Annotated in this window: 25 protein-coding genes; 13 read left to right on the top strand and 12 right to left on the bottom strand. The window is 64.4% G+C overall.

From position 1 onward, the window contains the following. Positions 1 to 264: 264 nt before the first annotated feature. Complete coding sequence (locus tag JQ566_RS15245; protein WP_212373171.1) at positions 265 to 504, top strand: hypothetical protein; 240 nt, start codon at positions 265 to 267, stop codon at positions 502 to 504. 187 nt (positions 505 to 691) lie between these two features. Here the strand turns inward: JQ566_RS15245 and JQ566_RS15240 are convergent, their stop codons facing one another. Together JQ566_RS15240 and JQ566_RS15235 are read right to left on the bottom strand one after the other, a co-directional pair. Continuing rightward, positions 692 to 1,084 carry an NUDIX hydrolase gene (locus JQ566_RS15240; RefSeq protein WP_208639162.1) on the bottom strand — a complete coding sequence of 131 codons (393 nt, stop codon included), beginning with the start codon at positions 1,082 to 1,084 and terminating at the stop codon, positions 692 to 694. 145 nt (positions 1,085 to 1,229) lie between these two features. Continuing rightward, a complete protein-coding gene (locus tag JQ566_RS15235; protein ID WP_212373170.1) occupies positions 1,230 to 2,315 on the bottom strand; it encodes an AI-2E family transporter in 1,086 nt (361 codons plus the stop codon). Positions 2,316 to 2,620: 305 nt separating this feature from the next. On the opposite strand from JQ566_RS15235, the gene JQ566_RS15230 reads away from it, so the two are divergent. Then, the gene (locus JQ566_RS15230; RefSeq protein WP_212373169.1) at positions 2,621 to 2,848 is read left to right on the top strand and encodes a hypothetical protein; all 228 of its coding nucleotides are present in this window, start codon (positions 2,621 to 2,623) and stop codon (positions 2,846 to 2,848) included. A gap of 102 nt (positions 2,849 to 2,950) precedes the next feature. Then, on the top strand, positions 2,951 to 3,253 hold the full coding sequence (locus tag JQ566_RS15225; protein ID WP_028136298.1) for a hypothetical protein: 303 nt from the start codon (positions 2,951 to 2,953) through the stop codon (positions 3,251 to 3,253). 26 nt (positions 3,254 to 3,279) lie between these two features. Here JQ566_RS15225 and JQ566_RS15220 read toward each other — a convergent pair whose 3' ends face one another. Together JQ566_RS15220 and JQ566_RS15215 are read right to left on the bottom strand one after the other, a co-directional pair. Then, entirely contained in the window at positions 3,280 to 3,696 is a 417-nt protein-coding gene (locus JQ566_RS15220) for a hypothetical protein (protein WP_212373168.1), read from the bottom strand. 166 nt (positions 3,697 to 3,862) lie between these two features. After that, a complete protein-coding gene (locus JQ566_RS15215; protein ID WP_212373166.1) occupies positions 3,863 to 4,081 on the bottom strand; it encodes a hypothetical protein in 219 nt (72 codons plus the stop codon). 250 nt (positions 4,082 to 4,331) lie between these two features. Here JQ566_RS15215 and JQ566_RS15210 point away from each other — a divergent pair, with 250 nt between their 5' ends. The 3 genes from JQ566_RS15210 to JQ566_RS15200 all read left to right on the top strand — a co-directional run bounded on the left by JQ566_RS15210 (position 4,332) and on the right by JQ566_RS15200 (position 5,951). Then, positions 4,332 to 4,919 (top strand): formyltransferase family protein, encoded by a 588-nt coding sequence (locus tag JQ566_RS15210; protein WP_212373165.1) that lies wholly within the window; start codon positions 4,332 to 4,334, stop codon positions 4,917 to 4,919. A 197-nt stretch (positions 4,920 to 5,116) separates the two neighbouring features. Then, positions 5,117 to 5,461, top strand: a complete 345-nt coding sequence (locus tag JQ566_RS15205) for a hypothetical protein (protein WP_212373164.1) — start codon at positions 5,117 to 5,119, stop codon at positions 5,459 to 5,461. After that, entirely contained in the window at positions 5,406 to 5,951 is a 546-nt protein-coding gene (locus JQ566_RS15200) for a hypothetical protein (protein WP_212373163.1), read from the top strand. Before JQ566_RS15205 ends, JQ566_RS15200 begins: the two co-directional genes overlap by 56 nt. Before the next feature lie 49 nt (positions 5,952 to 6,000). Here JQ566_RS15200 and JQ566_RS15195 read toward each other — a convergent pair whose 3' ends face one another. Continuing rightward, on the bottom strand, positions 6,001 to 6,399 hold the full coding sequence (locus tag JQ566_RS15195) for a RidA family protein (protein WP_212373162.1): 399 nt from the start codon (positions 6,397 to 6,399) through the stop codon (positions 6,001 to 6,003). Between the two features lie 149 nt (positions 6,400 to 6,548). Between JQ566_RS15195 and JQ566_RS15190 the strand changes: the two genes are divergently transcribed. Continuing rightward, entirely contained in the window at positions 6,549 to 7,424 is an 876-nt protein-coding gene (locus JQ566_RS15190) for a DMT family transporter (RefSeq protein ID WP_212373555.1), read from the top strand. 200 nt (positions 7,425 to 7,624) lie between these two features. Beyond that, positions 7,625 to 9,055 (top strand): caspase family protein, encoded by a 1,431-nt coding sequence (locus JQ566_RS15185; protein ID WP_212373158.1) that lies wholly within the window; start codon positions 7,625 to 7,627, stop codon positions 9,053 to 9,055. Between the two features lie 15 nt (positions 9,056 to 9,070). Here JQ566_RS15185 and JQ566_RS15180 read toward each other — a convergent pair whose 3' ends face one another. From JQ566_RS15180 to cysK, 3 genes are read right to left on the bottom strand one after another with little or no spacing between them, the layout of a single operon-like run. After that, positions 9,071 to 9,229 (bottom strand): hypothetical protein, encoded by a 159-nt coding sequence (locus JQ566_RS15180; RefSeq protein ID WP_212373156.1) that lies wholly within the window; start codon positions 9,227 to 9,229, stop codon positions 9,071 to 9,073. Between the two features lie 28 nt (positions 9,230 to 9,257). Beyond that, positions 9,258 to 9,497 carry a BrnA antitoxin family protein gene (locus JQ566_RS15175; RefSeq protein ID WP_027575366.1) on the bottom strand — a complete coding sequence of 80 codons (240 nt, stop codon included), beginning with the start codon at positions 9,495 to 9,497 and terminating at the stop codon, positions 9,258 to 9,260. Positions 9,498 to 9,500: 3 nt separating this feature from the next. Further along, positions 9,501 to 10,478, bottom strand: coding sequence for a cysteine synthase A (gene cysK / locus JQ566_RS15170; protein WP_212373154.1), 978 nt, complete (start codon positions 10,476 to 10,478; stop codon positions 9,501 to 9,503). 224 nt (positions 10,479 to 10,702) lie between these two features. Here cysK and JQ566_RS15165 point away from each other — a divergent pair, with 224 nt between their 5' ends. Then, the gene (locus JQ566_RS15165) at positions 10,703 to 10,921 is read left to right on the top strand and encodes a hypothetical protein (RefSeq protein ID WP_212373152.1); all 219 of its coding nucleotides are present in this window, start codon (positions 10,703 to 10,705) and stop codon (positions 10,919 to 10,921) included. A gap of 1 nt (position 10,922) precedes the next feature. Here JQ566_RS15165 and tgt read toward each other — a convergent pair whose 3' ends face one another. Next, entirely contained in the window at positions 10,923 to 12,068 is a 1,146-nt protein-coding gene (tgt, locus tag JQ566_RS15160; RefSeq protein ID WP_212373148.1) for a tRNA guanosine(34) transglycosylase Tgt, read from the bottom strand. 214 nt (positions 12,069 to 12,282) lie between these two features. Between tgt and JQ566_RS15155 the strand changes: the two genes are divergently transcribed. The 4 genes from JQ566_RS15155 to JQ566_RS15140 all read left to right on the top strand — a co-directional run bounded on the left by JQ566_RS15155 (position 12,283) and on the right by JQ566_RS15140 (position 16,544). Next, positions 12,283 to 13,467: a patatin-like phospholipase family protein gene (locus JQ566_RS15155; RefSeq protein ID WP_434057820.1), complete on the top strand. Its 1,185-nt coding sequence runs from the start codon at positions 12,283 to 12,285 to the stop codon at positions 13,465 to 13,467. 134 nt (positions 13,468 to 13,601) lie between these two features. Beyond that, a complete protein-coding gene (locus JQ566_RS15150) occupies positions 13,602 to 14,348 on the top strand; it encodes a TetR/AcrR family transcriptional regulator (protein ID WP_212373145.1) in 747 nt (248 codons plus the stop codon). 250 nt (positions 14,349 to 14,598) lie between these two features. Next, positions 14,599 to 15,201 carry a PepSY domain-containing protein gene (locus JQ566_RS15145; RefSeq protein WP_212373143.1) on the top strand — a complete coding sequence of 201 codons (603 nt, stop codon included), beginning with the start codon at positions 14,599 to 14,601 and terminating at the stop codon, positions 15,199 to 15,201. 305 nt (positions 15,202 to 15,506) lie between these two features. Beyond that, positions 15,507 to 16,544: an aspartate-semialdehyde dehydrogenase gene (locus JQ566_RS15140; protein WP_212373142.1), complete on the top strand. Its 1,038-nt coding sequence runs from the start codon at positions 15,507 to 15,509 to the stop codon at positions 16,542 to 16,544. Positions 16,545 to 16,646: 102 nt separating this feature from the next. Here the strand turns inward: JQ566_RS15140 and queA are convergent, their stop codons facing one another. The 3 genes from queA to JQ566_RS15125 form a co-directional block, all read right to left on the bottom strand. Then, entirely contained in the window at positions 16,647 to 17,720 is a 1,074-nt protein-coding gene (gene queA, locus JQ566_RS15135) for a tRNA preQ1(34) S-adenosylmethionine ribosyltransferase-isomerase QueA (RefSeq protein WP_212373141.1), read from the bottom strand. Between the two features lie 139 nt (positions 17,721 to 17,859). Further along, a complete protein-coding gene (locus tag JQ566_RS15130; RefSeq protein WP_028180549.1) occupies positions 17,860 to 18,324 on the bottom strand; it encodes a peptidylprolyl isomerase in 465 nt (154 codons plus the stop codon). Continuing rightward, entirely contained in the window at positions 18,321 to 18,746 is a 426-nt protein-coding gene (locus JQ566_RS15125) for a hypothetical protein (RefSeq protein ID WP_212373140.1), read from the bottom strand. Before JQ566_RS15125 ends, JQ566_RS15130 begins: the two co-directional genes overlap by 4 nt. Positions 18,747 to 18,755 lie beyond the last annotated feature (9 nt).

Here is an 18,755-nt window from a genome sequence, read left to right as displayed (position 1 = left end):
AAACGACCTCAGTGCGAAGGCCCTGAGGTCGCCAACCTTTGTGGGGAAGGTTTTCTCGCGGCCCGGGGGCTTTTGGGGTTGGGGATGGGCCGGGAGCCAAGAATCTACGCGCGAGGCGCAGAGTCGTTCCAGGCAGGCGGACAGGAAGTCCGCCGGCGCAGTCGGCGCGATGTCGGTTCGATCTATCAGGAACGGGGTACCGCATCCTTCCGTTTGGGCTTGCGCGAGCAGCACGCTAGGATGCCTGCTTTGACGGAGGCTGATTTGAAACCATTCATTTTCATCGGCGCCATCGCGCTGCTTGCGACGGCCCCCGCCCACGCACAGACGCTGGTCGATCCCAACAAGGTTGCTCCCGAATATCGCGAGGCGGCCGAGAAGCGCCGGGCCGAGCAGTTGCGCCAGCGTGAATGCGCGCTGAAGGCGGATCTCGAGAAGGTGCTGCCCAGGGATCGCACCGCCTTTCTCAACCACTGCCTGGAGACGATGGCGGCCAGGCAATAGCTGCTGACTGTTCCAACCGGCGTCTTCCGCCGCCGGCCGCGACCCGGCCGGTGACGGTTGGCCGCGCGCGTTCTGCCAGCATCCAGCCACGAAGGCATTCAAGCTTTCTTCAGAGATTTGGGATCAGCTGACGATCCATTTTCAAAGCCATCGTTGCCCCGCGCATGAGTGGAGCGCGAGGACTAGCTCAGCTCCGCCGCCGCTTCCTCGGAAACAGGCGGTCGCGGATGTAGCGCGAGGTCGGCGTCAGGCGGATGCCGCGTGGCTTCTGCCAGGCGGCGCGGTCGATCTCCTTCTTGTCGCCGATCGCCAGCCTGCCCTTGGCGGATTTGGCGATGAAGATCGCGTCGCTCATCTTGCGGCCGGAGCGCTTGTTCCTCGCCTTCACTTCCTTCCAAAGGCTGATCCTGCCGAGCTTCAGCTTGGGCAGCTCCTCCTTGATCTCCCGCCGCAGGCAGTCCTTCTCCGACTCGCGCGCACGCTTGCGGCCGCCCGGGAACATCCACAGGCCATCCGACCGGCGTCTGACCAACAATACCTTGCCGCGCCTGGCGGCGACCAGCTTGGAAGACCTCGCCATTGCTGCCGTCATCGAGAACAGAATCGAGCCAATCGTAACTTGTCTAGTCGAACAGACAAGTTCGCGGCACGCCTTGATCACAGGACGCCAGCCGCCGGGGCCTGGCGTGGCACGGCCGGCAGACCGCGCCGTTCAGGGTGCGAGATCAGTCCTTCCCCGCCTCCGCCCGGTCCTCGGTCCTGATCCAGGCCATCATCATTTCCCAGGCCACCGACAGGATGATCGGTCCGATGAACAGTCCGACGATGCCGTGGGCCAGCGTGCCGCCGATCACGCCGACGAAGATCACGATGGTCGGGGTGGTCAGGCCGCGCCCCATGACGAGCGGCTTCAACATGGTGTCGATGAAACCGACGACGACCAGAAACACGGTGAGGAGCAGCGCCGTGGTGACGTCCTTGGCGGTCCAGATCCAGATGATCACCGGCAGCAGCACGAGGAAAGCACCGATCTGCACGATCGAGAGCAGCAGCACGATGAAGGCGAGAAGGCCCGCGCTCGGCACCGATGCGAGCTTGAAGCCGATGCCGGCGAGCAGCGCCTGCACGATCGCGACGCCGATCACGCCCTGCGCCACGGCGCGGATGGTCGCGCCCGCAAGCGATAGGAAATGCTCGCTCTGCTCCGGCACGATGCGAAACAGGAAGCTGCGCCCGGCCGCGACCAGCCGCGGCCCATGCGGAAACAGGAAGCCGGCGACGAACACGGAGACGAGAAACTGGAGCGTGCCGACGCCGGCGTCGCCCGCGAGCGAGAGCAGCGGACCTGCCAGCGGCTGGAGATACGGCGCCACCTCGCGTACCACCGCCCGAACGTTATTATAGGCCTGGTCCCAGAGCTCGTAGAGCCAGGGGCCGACGAGCGGCCACGATTTGAGCTGTTCCGGCGCCGACTGGAGCACCAGATCGCCGGTGCCGAGCTGGTGTGCCAGCTCGCGCACGCCGTCCACCGCGCTGATGCCGAGCCAGGTCGCCGGACCAATGACGACGCCCAGCGTGATCAGGGTCAGGATCGCTGCTGCGGTCTTGGGCCGGCCGCCGAGGATCTTGGCAACCCAGCTGAACGCCGGATAGAACGCGACCGCCAGCACGCCGCTCCAGGCCAGGATCGGCACGAACGGACGGATGATCAGGAAGGTCCAGATGATCAGCAAGGCGAGCAGGCCGAGCCGGATCACGAGCTGGATGACGTCCTCTCCCGTCAGGAGCTGACGGAGGCTTTTCACGGGCACAGCTTTCCTTGCGGCATGAACGCATCTTCCGGCGCTTGCGAGCCCAGCCGTTATTGCCAGCAACGCATCCTGCGTCAAGGCGACTGGAACTGGCCATGCTCCCGATTGTGAACAGATCGGGCCATTCCGCCTCCGGGACGATGACGCCCCTGCCCGAGAGTCCGGCGGGCCGGCGGATATCGCATCGCCTGCGCTCCGGCCCGGCTTGGCTAATGCCCGTTAACCGGATTTCCCCGCGCCAGTTTACCCCGCTGCAAACGCTGGTGCCTACTGTGGATCGATGTCACCGAAACACATTCTGGGCAATGGCCAACAGCATCTGGACGATCGAAGAATTCACCTGTGCGGGTTGCGGCATGAACTACACCGCGACCAGAGAGGAGCACAGCGAGACCCACACCGGCAGCTTCAAATGCGGCATCTGTAGCGGCGTCGTGCACGCCTGGTCCGGCAAGCATCATTTCTTCGGCTGGCAAGCCGTGAAGACGCGGCCGCCTGTGTTCGGGAGGCGCTGGGCCGGCGTCGAGTGGTAAGCTGTCCGCGGCCTCACAGGATCGGCCGAATTGCACCGGCGTCGTTTGGACTCCGTTCACCGATCGCCGCTAGATCAGGATGGATCCTCCGCGTCGAACCCCATGGCCGACCTCAACGCCGTCCTTACCAGGCTCAACGATCGCCTGCTCCGCCTCGAGGGCGAGCTGTTCGTGCTGCGCTCGCTGGCGCGAGCGACGCTGACCGCGGGCGACGACCATGCGGCACGCATGCGCAAGCTGGTCGAGGCCGCAAAGGTCGCGCTCGACGACGAGGCCAGGCGCCCTCTCGACAAGCCGACCCGCAAATATGTCGATGCGGCGACCGCACTGGTGGAGGAGCTGCTGGTCGAGCCGACGCCGGCGCGGCCGCTGTTCACGGTGATCGATGGTGGCCGACGCGACTAAGCTCGCCCCCTTACCAGGGCGATGGATTATCGTCCGTACAAGCCAGGCGCGTGGGCGTTGTTCGGATAGCACTGTCCGACCGAATAGTTGTAATCGTAGCCGACCGGGCAAAGCTCGCCGCGTCGTCCGTAGTATTCGGGACGCCCGTAAGCACCGGGCGCATGCGCCCGGTTCGGATAGCAACCGCCATTCGAGTAATTGTAGTCGTAACCGCGCGGACAGAGGCCACCGTCCCCGTAGCCTGGTCCGGGATCCCTAGTGTAGACACCCGGCGCGTGATAGTCATTGGGATAGCAGCGGCCGTTCGAGTGGTTGAAATCATAGCCGCGCGGACATTGTCCGCCCGGACCACCTCTGAACTGAACTTGCTCCACCATGGGCGCCGGCGTTGCCGCAGGCACGGTTGCGAACGCGATCAGGCCGGCCAGCGCAAGCTCGATCATGACGACTCCTCCAAACCACGGGACAGCCTCTCAGGATTCGTGTCCCACGAAATGACCTGACGATTGAGACACGGCCGGCCTGAACCGTGCATGAATCGGACTCGGACTACAACGATGCGTCGGCCCCAAGTCGCGCGCAAAAGTCCTGCGCAACGACGCAGGCAATCTAGATCGCCGTGGAATTCTGCGCCTTGAGCCGGCTGAGCCCCGCCTCGATGATCGCGATCTCCTCGTCGATCTGGCCGATCGGCAGGCTGAAATCATAGCCGGACCTGCTCTTCAGATCGACCGCGAGCCGCTGCCTGTGCATCATCAGCTCGTCGAGTCCACGGCGGTTCTTCAGACGCACATAGGCGTCGACAATCTGCTCGATTGCGCTCGGCATGAAATCTGTCCCGGCGAAAAGGCCCGGCGGCGCGCCCACGCCTGCGGACGTCTTCGTGTCGCGGTACGCAATACAAATCCGCGACGGATTCGTCGATACGCCAAGCTGGTTGAGATCGTGTTACCGTCCGATGATTTCGTGATGCGTGGCATGGATTGTTGATAACCCACGCAAACGCTGCGCGGGAGGTGACAGGGCATACGGACGTGTTATCGGGGGATGACGCAGTTGCGAGACGGATCGGACACCCATGCGCATTACCCTCGTCGGCTCCCGCCATTTCGGCGTGACCACCCTGAACATGCTGCGGGAGCACAGCGTCCCGGTCGTCCGGGTCGTGGTGGCCGATGCCGAGGATCGCCTCGCCGCGACCGCCAGGGCCGCCGGCATCGAGGTGGTGGTCCAGGCCAATCCGAAACTGGTGGTGGCGTCCGAGATTGGCCCCGATACCGATCTGATCATCACCGCGCACAGCCATGCCCGCATCGGCAAGGATGCGCTCGCCTCCGCCAAGTTCGGCGGGATCGGCTATCACCCCTCGCTGCTGCCGCGCCATCGCGGCAAGGCCGCGGTGGAATGGACCATCAAGGAAGGCGATCCGATCGCCGGCGGCACAATCTACCATCTCGCCGACCGCATGGACGCCGGCGCGATCGCCGCCCAGGACTGGTGCTTCGTCAAGAAGGGCGAGACCGCCCGCGAGCTCTGGGAGCGTGCGCTGGCGCCGCTCGGGCTCAAGCTGCTGGCCGACGTGATCGATTATATCAAGGTTCACAAAGCGCTGCCGTCCAAGGTCCAGGACGAGCAGTTCGCGACCTCCGCACCAAGCCTTTCCTGAGTCGAGCCTTTCCTGAGTCGCCCTGAGGTTTACCCTTAACGTGAAGGGGCCTTGATTCCACTTCGAAAATTGAGACCAAAAGTGCAAATAAACCATTGTTCCCACAGGAACAATTTTCGCTTTGGCATTGCAACAAATTTCCGTCACATTTCGCCCGAATAACCGTCAACATATCAGACACATTCGAGGACGAATTCATGCGTTTTGGTCGCATTGCGGTGTTTTGTGCCGCTTCAGTTTTCGCCGGCACCCTCGCCGCCTTTGCCCAGAGCCCCTATGACGGCAACTGGCACGTCACCATCGTGACCAAGAGCGGTTCGTGCGAACCGACCGCGAGCTCCATGCTGACGGTTGCCGATGGCAAGATCACTGCGCCCGGCGCTAACGTTTCCGGCACCATCGGTAGCGGGGGACTTGTGAAAGTTTCGATCAATGGTGCATATGCCAACGGTCAACTCAACGGCAACGCCGGATCGGGGAAGTGGAATGGAGCATCAGCAGGCATACCGTGCAGCGGGCGCTGGGAAGCATCGCGCCAATAAACCAACGCAGGTTCGTGCCCGGAACCGGCGGCTGCTGATCGCGGCCGCCGTTTTGTTTGCGGCCGCAGCGGCCAATTCCGAAAGCAAGGCGCAATCCGGTCCGTTCGCTCCGATGGCGGGAAGCTGGAGCGGCGGCGGCACCGTCAGCCTCGAGGACGGATCGACGGAACGCATTCGCTGCCGGGCCAAATATGCTCCCATCGGGCCCACGATGGAAATGTCGCTGACCTGTGCCAGCGACGCCTACAAGTTCATCCTCTCCGCCAACGTTCAATCGGCGGGCAATGCCATTTCGGGAAGCTGGTCCGAGGCCAGCCGTAACATCTCCGGCTCGCTCCAGGGCCGCGGCAGCGGTGGAAACTTCGAGGTGGTCGTCTCTGCTGCCGGCTTCAACGCCAACCTCGCGCTACGGACGAGTGGCAACAAGCAGACCGTCGCGATCCGCGCGGACAGCCAGTTCCGCGGCGCCAACATCGCGATGACGCGCTAAGTCGGACCGCAGTTACGACAGTCGACCCGGCGGCTTTGCCGGGTCTTTTTTATGCGTCCGGCACGAACGCCGTGACCTCGATCTCGACCTTGGCCCGGTCGTCGACGAGGCCACCGATATAGAGCAGCGTCGAGGGCGGGAAATTGCGTCCGAGCGTTTCCTTCCAGGCTGTACCAATCCCAGGACCGGCCGCTTCATATTCGCTGCGGCTGGTCAGGTACCAGGTCAGGCGGACGATGTGCTCGGGGCCGGCGCCGGCCTCGCCCAGGAGCTTGATGATCCGCTTCAGCGCGGTCGCGACCTGCACGGCCATGTCGGGCGCGTAATTGCCGGCCTCGTCGCCGCCGGTTTGGCCGGCCAGAACCACCCACCGGCCCGGCTCCTTGACCACGACGCCATGGGAAAAGCCGCGCGGTTTTTTCCACTCGGCCGGCTGCAGGATATGCATGAGCGAACCTCTCCCGATCTTCTCGTTGTTTGGAGATGCCTAGCACGACACCCTGCATCCCTGCATCCGCAGATTTGACCGTTGCAAACGGCAGCAATGTCGCCGATACCGACCGTCCCTTCGGATTTCACCCCTCCGCATCCGCCGCAATGAGCACGACACCGTCGAAAACGATGGCTGCACTGTGGATGGCCGGCTGGCTGTCGCTGATGCTGGTCATGGCGGTCGCCGGGCGCGAGACCACGCGCGAGCTGAATGTTTTTCAGATCATGGAAGTGAGGTCGCTGGTCGGCTTCGTGCTGCTCTCGCCGATCATCTATCGCGCCGGCGGCTTGAAGGTGCTCAAGACATCGCGCCTGCCGCAGCATGTCGGGCGCAACCTCGTGCACTATATTGCCCAGCTCGGCTGGTTCTTCGCGCTGACGCTAATCCCGATCGGCCAGGTCGTGGCGATCGAGTTCACCATGCCGATCTGGACGGCCATCCTCGCGGCAAGCTTCCTGTCCGAGCGAATGACACCTTGGAAGATCTCCGCCGTCGTGCTCGGACTCGTCGGGGTGATCGTCATCGTCCGACCCGCGACCGGGGAGATCAATCCGGGGCAGCTCATCGCGCTCGGGGCCGCCATGGGATTCGGCGTCTCGATGGCGCAGGTCAAATCGCTGACCCGCACCGAAAGCGCGCTCTCGATCCTGTTTTGGATGCTGGTGGTGCAATCGGTCGCAGGCTTCGTGCCGACGCTGTTCGTCTGGACCTGGCCATCACTCTATGTCTGGGCCTGGGTCGGCGTGATCGCCATCTGCGGCACGTTCTCACACTATTGCCTCGCCAGCGCGATGCGCTATGCCGATGCGACGATCGTGGTTCCCATGGACTTCCTCCGGGTTCCACTGACCGCAACCGCAGGTTGGCTGCTGTATTCGGAGCGGCTCGACGCCTGGACCGTGCTCGGCGCGGCGCTGATCCTTTTCGGCAATCTCCTCAATCTGAAGCCCGCTTCGCCGGTTCCCGCTCGCGCGCAGTGAACCTCTCGCCGCCTCGCGCGACAAAACGAAGTGGCCGTGTGATTTGGATCACGTTGGAGGGGCACTTCCTCGTGCACATTCGGCCACACAGCAGCGGGTTGGCGCAACGGACTGCCGTTTTGGTGGTGCGAAGTCGGGCACTTCGTGTAGGTTCGTTGCCAATTTGTTGCTGCCTGCAATTCGATTCTGGGGATTTCAGAATGCGCTATCTCACCCTCCTCGCTTCGCTGATGTGCATGGCGCTGTCGATCAGTGCCGCCAAGGCTGACCGCCGCGTCGCCTTCGTCGTCGGCAACGGCTCCTACAAGAACGTCGCGCAACTGCCGAACCCGCCGATTGACGCCAAGGCGATGGCGGCCACGCTGCGCAATGTCGGCTTCGAGGTGATCGAAGGCTCCAATCTCAGCCGCGACCAGATGACGGAGAAGCTGCTGGACTTCGGCCGCAAGGCGCAGGGCTCCGATATCGCGCTGTTCTATTATGCCGGCCACGGCATCGCCGTCAGCGGTACCAACTACCTCCTGCCCGTCGACGCCGACATCAAGTCGGAGATGGACGTCAAGCTCGGGGCCGCGATCAACATCGACCTGACGCTCGAGCAGACCATGGGCGATGCCAAGGTCAAGCTGGTCTTCCTCGATGCCTGCCGTGACAATCCGTTCGCCGCCAAGATCAAGTCGAATTCGGCGACCCGCAGTGTCAACGTCCAGAGCGGTCTCGCCGAGATGAAATCCGGCGAAGGCACGCTGATCGCGTTCGCCACCGGTCCCGGCCAGACCGCGCTCGACGGCCAGGAGGGCAACAACAGCCCGTTCACCCGCGCACTGATCGACAACATCACCAAGCCCGGCGTCGAGATTCAGCAGGCGATGACGTCGGTGCGCGCCCAGGTCAATGAAGAGACGCGCAAAGGCCAGCTGCCCTGGGGCCACACCAACCTGACGGGCTCCGTCTATCTCAATCAGGCCCCGACCACCCAGGTCGCCAACGCGGCCCCGACCGCTTCCGGCATCGTGCCGCCTGCGACCGGGAGCTCGGACGGTGTCGAGCTCGAATACTGGCGCTCGGTGAAGGAGTCCAACAAGCCGGAGGAGCTCAACGCCTATCTCTCCGCTTATCCGAACGGTCAGTTCAAGGCGCTGGCGCTGGCACGCCTCGCGGCAATCAAGAGCGGCCCCTCGACTGCGACCCGCACGCTCAACGCTGGCGTCGATCCCGCAACCTTCACCGACGAGGCCACCCAGCTCACCGAGGACCAGATCGGCCTCGACAAGACCCAGCGCCGCGACGTGCAGCGCCGCCTCACCGGCCTCGGCTTCGACACCAAGCAGACCGGCGTTTTCAGCGAGGAGACCCGCGTGGTGATCAAGCGCTGGCAGGCCGCGCGCGGCTATCCCTCGTCAGGCTACCTCAACAAGCACCAGCACAAGGCCCTGCTCTCGGAGGTCGTGGCTGCTCCGGCGACTGCCAGCGACGGCAGCCAGAAGGCTCCCCGCCGCGCCGCCAGCGCCCCCGCACCCAGCAGTGCGCCGGCTCCGGCTCCCCAGCGCAGCAACCCCGGCGATGCTGCCGGTGCGGCCTTCGTCGGCGGTGTCGTCGGCGGCATGATGGGCGGCATGTTCCGCCGCTGAGGCAGGACGGCAGCTTCAAAAACAAAAGCCCGGCTCGCGCCGGGCTTTTTTCTTTTGCGACGGTGCCGCCACATACTCCGTCATCGCGAGGAGCCCTTGCGACGAAGCAATCCAGGCTGTCACCGCGGAAAGATTCTGGATTGCTTCCGCCTTCGCCAAGGCTTCGGCGGACAAGTCGCTGCGCTCGCAATGACGAGGTTGGCTACTTTCCCGCCGCCTTTCGCAGCGCCTCGTTGATGCGGTCCTGCCAGCCGGGACCGCCCTCCTGGAAGAACTCCAGCACGTCCTGGTCGATGCGCAGCGTGACCTGCTCCTTGATGCCGGGAACGGCGTTTTGTTTGGGTGGCGCCGCGGCGACCTTCGCCGTCACCTTCTTGAACGCCGCCTCGGCTTCCGTTCTGGCATCGCCCAGCGTGCGCGGCCGCCTCGGTTGATCCGCCATGTCCTAGATTCCCTCGAATAGAGCCGTTGAAAGATACCGCTCGGAGAAGGACGGCACGATCGCCAGGATGGTCTTTCCCGCAGCTTCGGGGCGCTTGCCGATTTGCAGCGCGGCCGCGATCGCCGCGCCCGAGGAGATGCCGCCCGGAATGCCCTCATGCCGCGCCAGCGCGCGCGAGGTCTCGATCGCCGTCGTCGAGTTGATCTTCACGATCTCGTCGATCACGGAGCGGTCGAGGATGTCAGGGACGAAGCCGGCGCCGATGCCCTGGATCTTGTGCGGGGTATGCTGTCCCCCCGACAGCACCGGGCTCTCCTCCGGCTCGACCGCCACCACGCGCAGCGAGGCCTTGCGCGGCTTCAGCACCTGGCCGACGCCGGTGATCGTGCCGCCGGTGCCGACGCCGGCGACGAAGAAGTCGATGTTGCCGCCGGTGTCGTTCCAGATCTCCTCCGCGGTGGTGCGGCGGTGCACTTCGGGATTAGCGAGGTTCTTGAACTGCTGCGGCATCACCGAGTTCGGCGTCGTCTTCAACAGCTCCTCGGCGGCCGCTATCGCGCCCTTCATGCCCTGGGCTGCCGGCGTCAGCACCAGCTCGGCGCCGAGAAAGGCCAACATCTTGCGCCGCTCGATCGACATCGACTCCGGCATCACCAGCTTCAGCCGGTAGCCGCGCGAAGCCGCCACGAAGGCGAGCGCAATGCCGGTATTGCCGGAGGTCGGCTCGATCAGCACGGTGTCGGGCTTGACGATGCCCGCCTTCTCCATGGCGATGATCATGGCCGCTCCGATGCGGTCCTTCACACTTGCAGCAGGATTGAAATATTCAAGTTTTGCCAAAATGGTCGCGTTCACGCCGTGCATGCCGGGCAGCCGGCGCAAGCGCACGATGGGCGTGTTGCCGAAGGCATCGACGATCGAGTCATAGATCCGACCGCGGCCGGCTTGGTGCGCTGCACCAGTGGTGGACGATGCGTCCATGATGAACTCCCTGTGGCGACGATCTGCACTTCTGTCGCGACCATTCCCGCAGTTACAGACAGCTTGCGGCGACACGCAAGCGACAATGCGGCACATGTTAAATACGCTGCATCGCAAAATCACGTGAGCGGCAAAGATAAGAAAACCAACGCATTTGTGTTGCGACCTCGTCAACTGATTCTGCTTATGTTAGACTTACGTCTCAAAGCAGGGAGGTCACCACGATGTCAGCAGTTGCTGAAGTGTTGTCGACCGTCGCGACCAACCGCGATCCGCGTTGCAGCGAATTGCCCACCTGCCCCGTCTGCGCCGACTCCATGGTCGCCGCCGAAGCATCCGCCTACGTCTCGGACCACATGATCAGCTATCTCTGGACCTGCGACAATTGCGGCTACGGCTTCGTGACCAAGCACGCCGTCAAGCATCGCTTCACTTGCAACTGATCTAGCGTGGGGCGATGTCGCCCCTCGCCCAGTCCTCGCGCGTGCGCTGATAGAACTCGTCGAACTTTCCGTGTACGATCGCGTCCCTGATGCCCTGCATCAGGGACTGGTAGTAAGCGACATTGATCTCGGACAGCAGCATCGCCCCCAGCGTCTCGCCCGCCTTGACGAGATGATGCAGATAGGCGCGCGCGTAGTTGCGTGCCGAGGGCCATGAGCTCTCTTCATCGAGCGGGCGCGGGTCGTCGGCGTGGCGCGCGTTGCGCAAATTCACCTGGCCGAAGCGCGTGAAGGCGACGCCGTGACGGCCGTTGCGCGTCGGCATCACGCAATCGAACATGTCGATGCCGCGCTTCACCGCTTCGAGGATGTCGTCGGGCGTGCCGACGCCCATCAGATAGCGCGGGCGCTCTCTCGGCAGCAATGGCGCGGTCTCGTCGATCATCGCCAGCATCACCGCCTGCGGCTCGCCGACGGCAAGGCCGCCGATCGCATAGCCGTGGAAGCCGATCGCGACGAGACCTTGCGCGCTCTCATGGCGAAGCTGCGGGATGTCGCCGCCCTGCACGATGCCGAACAGCATGTAGCCGTCCGGGGCACTCGCGAAGGCGCGCTTTGAGCGCTCGGCCCAGCGCAGCGACAATTGCATCGCGCGCTCGATGTCGGCGCGCTCGGCCGGCAGCCGCACGCATTCGTCCATCTGCATGGCGATATCGGAGCCGAGCAAACGCTGCACCTCGATCGAGCGCTCCGGCGACAGCTCGACCTTGGCACCGTCAATATGCGAGCGGAACGTGACGGCGTTCTCGCTGACCTTGCGCAGATCCGACAGCGACATCACCTGGAAGCCGCCGGAATCCGTCAGCATCGGTCCGTTCCAGCCGGTGAACCGCTGCAGGCCGCCGAGGGCCGCGATCCGCTCGGCGCTCGGACGCAGCATCAGGTGGTAGGTGTTGCCGAGCACGATGTCAGCGCCGGCATCGCGCACCTCGCGCCAGTGCATTCCCTTCATGGCACCGGCGGTGCCGACCGGCATGAAGGCCGGCGTCCGCACCACGCCGTGCGGCGTGGTCAGCCGCCCGGTGCGCGCGGCTCCATCGGTGGCGAGCAACTCAAAGTGATTGGGAAGGTCATTGTCGGAATTCATGGCGGTGCTTATTGCGTGTCGGAGCAGGCCGATCAACCCGCCAGGCCGCGCTCCGGCCGGTTTGTGCTTCAGACTGGGACACCAACCAGCGCGAGGATGGTGACCGTCCCTCTTGCCAAACAAAACGATACAGTGTAGTTTTGTCCTGGGGCTGGACGAGATGCCGCGGCGAATTTGCCGGCGGCGGTAGATGCGTGATCGCCAGCCACCGACAATGCCGTATCCTTCGTGTTCGACCGACGCATCCGTCTCCTCGCGTGGCCGGATCAGGCAGACAGGCGTCGGCCTGATCGAATTGCTGGTCCTGATGTGCAGCCTGGCGCTCGGAGCCTGCACCTCCCTGCCTCGCACGCCCTACACGGCCGCTGAAGCCGGCGTCTCGCGCGTGCTGGATATCGACGGCCTCCGGCGCTACGCCGACGAACCCGTCACGAAATTCAGCTTCGAGAAGGACACCAGCACCGCGACGAAAACCTATCTGGCGCTCTCCGGCGGCGGCGCCGATGGCGCCTATGGCGTCGGCGTGCTCAACGGCTGGACCGCGGCCAGAACCCGTCCGACCTTCTCGGTCGTCTCGGGCGTCAGCACCGGCGGCCTGATCGCGCCCTTTGCGTTTCTCGGCTCGCAATATGACGACACGCTGAAGGAGGTCTATACCAGCGGCATCGCGGAGAGCCTCCTGAACGATCCCAGCATCATGCGTGTGCTGTTCGGATCCGGCCTGTTCGGCAACACGCGGCTGCGCGAGCTCGTCGCACGCTATGTCGGTCCGGAGATCATGGCGCAGGTCGCGCGCGAGCACGCGAAAGGCCGGAAGCTATTGGTGGTGACGACCGATCTCGACACCCAGCGCACCGCGATCTGGGACATGGGCAAGATCGCCGCAGTCGGAACGCCCGAGGCCCTGAAGCTGTTTCGCGACGTGATGGCGGCCTCCGCCAGCATTCCGCTGGTGTTTCCGCCCATCATGATCGACGCCGAAGGCCAGGGCCGCAAGTTTCAGGAGATGCATGTCGACGGCGGCGTGACGGCCCCGGTGCTGACCTTGCCGGAAGCCCTGTTATTCCAGAGCGGCCGCCTGCCAGGCAGTGCGAAGATGGACATCTACATCCTCGTCAACAAGAAGATCGAACGCAACTTCGAGCTCGTCTCCAACGGCACCATCGACGTCGCCTCGCGCAGCCTGTCGGCGATCACCCAATCGCAGACGCGCTCGATCATCTTCTCGACTTACGATTTCGCCAAGCGCAACCGGCTGGGCTTCCATCTCTCCTACATCGCGCGCGATTACCCTGCCCCGCCCTCGGAAGGGTTCGATACCACCTATATGCGGGCGCTGTATCAGTACGGATACGAGAAAGCCGCATCCGGGCAGGCCTGGACCTCGACGCTTCCGTAAGCCGGCACGAAGGAACGAGGCCGTATCGAGACCGTTGACGATACGGCCAATTCGGCCAGATTCGCGATGACGCCCCGGCTGCTGCGCGTTATAGAGCAAAGACGACCGTCAGAAACGCGCAGGAATCATTGGGCATGGGATTGACTGCGACCAGGACCAGACCGGCAGCGCCACGGCGCGAGGTGCCGAAATCGCGCGGCGGCCGGCCGACGAAGTCAGCCGCGATCGAGCGCGACCAGCGGCTGATCGAGGTCGCCACCCGCCTGTTCCTGGATCGCGGCTTCGAGGCGACCTCGCTCGACGCGGTCGCGGAAGCGGCGCGGGTGAGCAAGCCCACGGTCTATTCCCGCTATGGCGACAAGCGCGGCCTGTTTGCGGCCGTGCTGAGGCGCGAGATCGCGCGCTGGCTTGCGCCGCTCTCCGCGGCGGCGGAGACGCAGCTCTCCAGCGCCTCGAACATCTCGGTCGAGCAGCGGCTGGTCGAGATCGGACGCGAGATGCTGACCTTCACCTGCGGGCCCGATGCCGTCGCCTTCAGCCGCATGATGACGGCACAGGCCATCAACTTCCCCGACGTCGCCAAGCTCGGCAAGGAGGAAGGCTGGCTGAAGGCCGTCGCCACCACGGCGCGCTTCTTCGACCATCTGGTGGCGCAAGGTGCGCTCGATGTCGAAGACACCACCATTGCAGCCGAGGTGTTCCTCGACGTCGTCGTCGGTCACACCCACCGCATGGCGACGTTCGGAACGGCGCTGGAGCTCAAGGCCGCCGAAAAGCGCATGCGCGCGGCGATCAAGCTGTTCCTGGCCGGCGCGCTGGGGCCTGCCGACCGCGTCCAGGACGCCCCCAAAGTCACGCCGCGCCGCCGCTCCTCCCGCTGACAATTCCGTGAGCTAGCGTACTTTCCCCAGGGTGGACGGCGCGGCCCGATTGACCGAAATAAAACGATACGGTATGGTTTCATTATAAGTCGGTACGGGTCGCTTTTCACCAGCCCCAAAGAGGTCCGGACCGCTTCGATCGTCACGGCGGGAACAGCCCGCCGCGGCGCTCCGCGGCCGGCCTTTGCCCAAGGTCGGCCGCGAATTCTTTACGATCATCCGGCACACTCGCTGGCCGAGGGTTTCGAGCATGACGACAGCCAAACGATGGACCTCGCAACTGCTTGCGTTCGCCTTGCCCGCGCTGCTCATCGCCGCGCCGGCACAGGCAATCGTGACCGCGGGCACGCCGACCGCGCTTCACAGCGACACAGATGGTGATGCCGAAGCGGACCGCCAGGCGGTCAGCCGCGAGATCGAAAGATTCCGCAGCTCGTCGATCACGATCAGCCAGGCCATGGCGATCGCGGAAGCCCGCCATGCCGGCGCCACGACGGCGGATGTAAGCTTCGACGGCGGCTCGGGCGTTCCGGTCTACCGGGTCAAGACCCTGCACAACGACCGCATCTGGCGCCACACCATCAATGCCGCGACGGGCGAGCTGGTCGGCGGCGAAGCCGCCCTCCCCCTCACCGAGCTCGACCACGAGGACCGCAGCAACCTCGCTGCGTTAGGTGCGATCAGGCACCGCCTCGCCGATGCCGTACGCGTCGCCGAGCGCGCAGCCTCGGGCAAGGCCATCAGCGGCGGGCTGGTCCGCGAACGCGGCCGGCTTAATTTTGCGATCGTCGTGATCAGCGGCGACGACCTCAAGGAGGTCATTCTGGAGCCGCCGGGCGCCAAGACGAAATAGCGACTGCCAAATAGCGGCGGGCCCGCTGCCCGGCACCAACCGGGGCGAAAAGCCATTGACGGCCGCAAGACTCTCCCGCATAAGTCGCCGCCATGTTCACGACCACCAAACGCACGACCAAAACCACCACGGCCTCAGGGGCCCGGGGAGGCGTGCGCACGTAGGTCGTCGACTTAAACGCATCAGCTCTACGGCAAGCCCCGCCCTCGATGGTCCGGGGCTTTTTTGTTGTCTGCAACCCAACAGCATGATCCGGAAAAGTGGAATCCGGTTTTTCCGACAAGATCATGCTCAACTGAAACGGAATGGAGGACAAAGTGAGTAACGATCCCGTCGTCGCGATTGTCGGCGTCACCGGTGCGGTGGGCGCCGAATTCATCGCCACCATGGACAAGCGTGGTTTCCGCATCAGTAAGCTCAAGGCGCTGGCGAGCGCCCGCTCGGCCGGCAAGACGGTGTCGTTCCGCGGCAAGGACGTCGTCATCGAGGAGTTGACCGAGCAGTCCTTCGAGGGCGTCGACATCGCCCTGTTCTCCGCCGGCGGCAGCATCTCCAAGAAGTATGCGCCGATCGCGGTCAAGGCCGGTGCCGTCGTGGTCGACAACTCCTCCGCCTTCCGCATGGATCCGACCGTGCCGCTGGTGATCCCCGAGATCAACGCGAACCGCATTCGCGACCACAAGGGCATCATTGCGAACCCGAACTGCGCCGCGATCACCGCGCTGGTGCCGCTCTGGCCGATCCACCGGAAGAACCGGATCAAGCGCGTGATCATCTCGACCTATCAGGCGGCCTCCGGCGCCGGCGCCGCCGCGATGGAGGAGCTCGTCGAATCCACCCGCGCCAGCCTCAACGGGCAGGTCTATACGCCCAAGGTGATGCCGCACCCCTACGCCTTCAACCTCTTCAACCACAACACCGCGGTCGATCCCGAGACCGGCTACAACGACGAAGAGACCAAGGTCATCAAGGAAACCCGCAAGATCTTCGAGGACGAGAGCATCGCAATCGGCGTCACCTGCGTGCGCGTGCCGGTGCTGCGCGCCCATTGCGAGGCCATCACCTTCGAATGCGAGAAGCCGATCACCGAGGACCAGGTCCGTGCCATCATGGCCCAGGCGCCCGGCGTGAAGGTGATCGACGACCGCGCCAAGAATTACTTCCCGATGCCGATCGACGCCTCGGGCCAGGACGACGTGCTGGTCGGCCGCATCCGCAAGGATCTCAGCGACGCTAGCGGCCATTCGATCTCGATGTTCGTGGCGGCGGACCAGCTGCTCAAGGGCGCGGCGCTGAATGCGGTGCAGATCGCGGAGCTGTTGCCGCAGCGGGTGATGGCGTAACATCGCAGCAACCGGTATCGTAGGGTGGGCAAAGCGAAGCGTGCCCACCATTACATCCCCTGCACTTGATGGTGGGCACGGCGCTATGCGCCTTTGCCCACCCTACGGCACCGCCCGAAACAGCAAGCACGCATCCCCATACGAATAGAACCGGTACCCGCTCGCGATCGCATGCGCATAGGCCTGCTTCATCGTCTCCAGCCCGGAAAATGCCGACACCAGCATGAACAGCGTCGACCTCGGCAAATGGAAATTCGTCATCAGGACATCGACGGCGCGAAAGCGATAGCCGGGAGTGATGAAGATCGAAGTCTCGGCAGCGAACGGCTTGATCATGCCATCCTCGCTCGCCGCGCTTTCGAGCAGACGCAATGACGTGGTGCCGACCGCGACGATCCGCCCGCCATTTTTCCGCGCGGTGTTGAGCCGCTCCGCGACCTCGGCCGAGATGGTGCCCCACTCGGCATGCATCTTGTGGCCCTCGGTGTCGTCGACCTTGACCGGCAGGAAGGTCCCTGCCCCGACATGCAGCGTCACCCTGACGATGCCGACACCGCGCGCGTGCAGCGCCTGCTCCAGCGCGGGCGTGAAATGCAGGCCTGCGGTGGGAGCCGCGACCGCACCTTCCCTCGCCGCGAACATGGTCTGGTAATCCGCAAAATCCTGATCGTCGGGCGTGCGCTTGGAGGCGATGTAGGGTGGCAGCGGCGGGCTGCCGAGATCGGCGATGGCCTGGTCGAGCGCCGGGCCGTGGAACGAGAACGAGAGCGTCACCTCACCTTCCGTCCCCTTGGCCTCGACCTCGGCGTCGAGGTGGCCGAGCAGGCAGACCTTGCCCTCATTGCCGAAGCGGATGCGGTCGCCGGCAACGAGCTTCTTCGCCGGCTTCACCAGCGCCTGCCAACGCGAGCCGTCGAGACGCTTGATCAGCGTCGCCTCGATCTTCGGCTCGGTCTCGCGGCCGATGCGGCGACCCTTGAGCTGCGCCGCGATCACCTTGGTGTCATTGACGACGAGCTGGTCGCCGGGCTTCAGCCAATGCGGCAGGTCGGAAACGACCTGGTCGCGCAGCACGCCGTTCTCGATGACAAGCATCTTCGCGGAGTCGCGCGGGCTCGCCGGGCGCAGTGCGATGCGCTCGGCGGGCAGGTCGAAATCGAAGAAATCGGTGCGCATGATAGGTGCTTGTCATCGCCCGCCTTGTGCGCACTTGCGCACTGGGGCGGGCGATCCAGTACTCACGATCTTTGTCGTAACCACCCCTGGTGATTACTGGATGCCCCGCCTGCGCGGGGCATGACAGCGGCAATACCGCCTACTCCTTGTCCGCGGCCATCCGCGCCTTGACGATCTTGTCCGGATTCATCACGGGCTCGCCGCGCTTGATCTTGTCGACGTTCTCCATGCCCTCGGTGACCTTGCCCCAGACCGTGTACTGGTTGTCGAGGAAGCGGGCGTCGTCGAAGCAGATGAAGAACTGGCTGTCGCCGGAATCGGGATTGGCGGCGCGCGCCATCGAGGCGGTGCCGCGCACATGCGGCTCCTTGTTGAACTCGGCCTTCAGCTTCTTGCCGGAGCCGCCGGTGCCGGTGCCGTGCGGGCACCCGGTCTGCGCCATGAAGCCCTCGATCACGCGGTGGAACACGATGCCGTCATAGAAGCCCTCGCGGACCAATTCCTTGATGCGCGCGACATGGCCGGGCGCGAGGTCGGGGCGCATCTCGATGGTGACGGGGCCCTGCGTGGTTTCGAGGATCAAGGTGTTTTCGGTGACGCTCATGCTCGTCTCTCTTGCGTTGGGGGTGAAGTCTTGTCAGGTGACGTTTTGCGGCTGCGGAACTGGATCGCGAATGGACGCCCCGCGGCGGCGCCGGCCATTGCATCGGTAAATGGCACCGGCGTGCAGCGTTGCAACGCCTCCATCACCGCGATCCGGTATTGCAGCCGGTCATTGTCGGAGGCCTCCGCGGATTCATAGGTAATCCTTGGATGGCCCAGAATGTTTCCGGCCCGGTTAAAGCTCACGACGACGGTGATGTCGAGGGGGCGGGCCTTGGCGGGCGGCGGCGGTCTCCAGCAGGTACGCAAGTGCCGGAAGATGTCCTGGATGGTGTTGACCTGTGCGTCCTCGGCCTTCGCGCAGGAGACACCGAGCAGCAGCACCGCGGCAGCGAGCAGAATCCTGTTGCCGCAGCGCGCCATCGCGTTGTC

Origin of the sequence: Bradyrhizobium sp. SZCCT0231 (genome assembly GCF_018130245.1) — a bacterium.
Classification (GTDB): domain Bacteria; phylum Pseudomonadota; class Alphaproteobacteria; order Rhizobiales; family Xanthobacteraceae; genus Bradyrhizobium; species Bradyrhizobium japonicum_F.
This window is presented reverse-complemented; position numbering and strand designations above follow the sequence as displayed.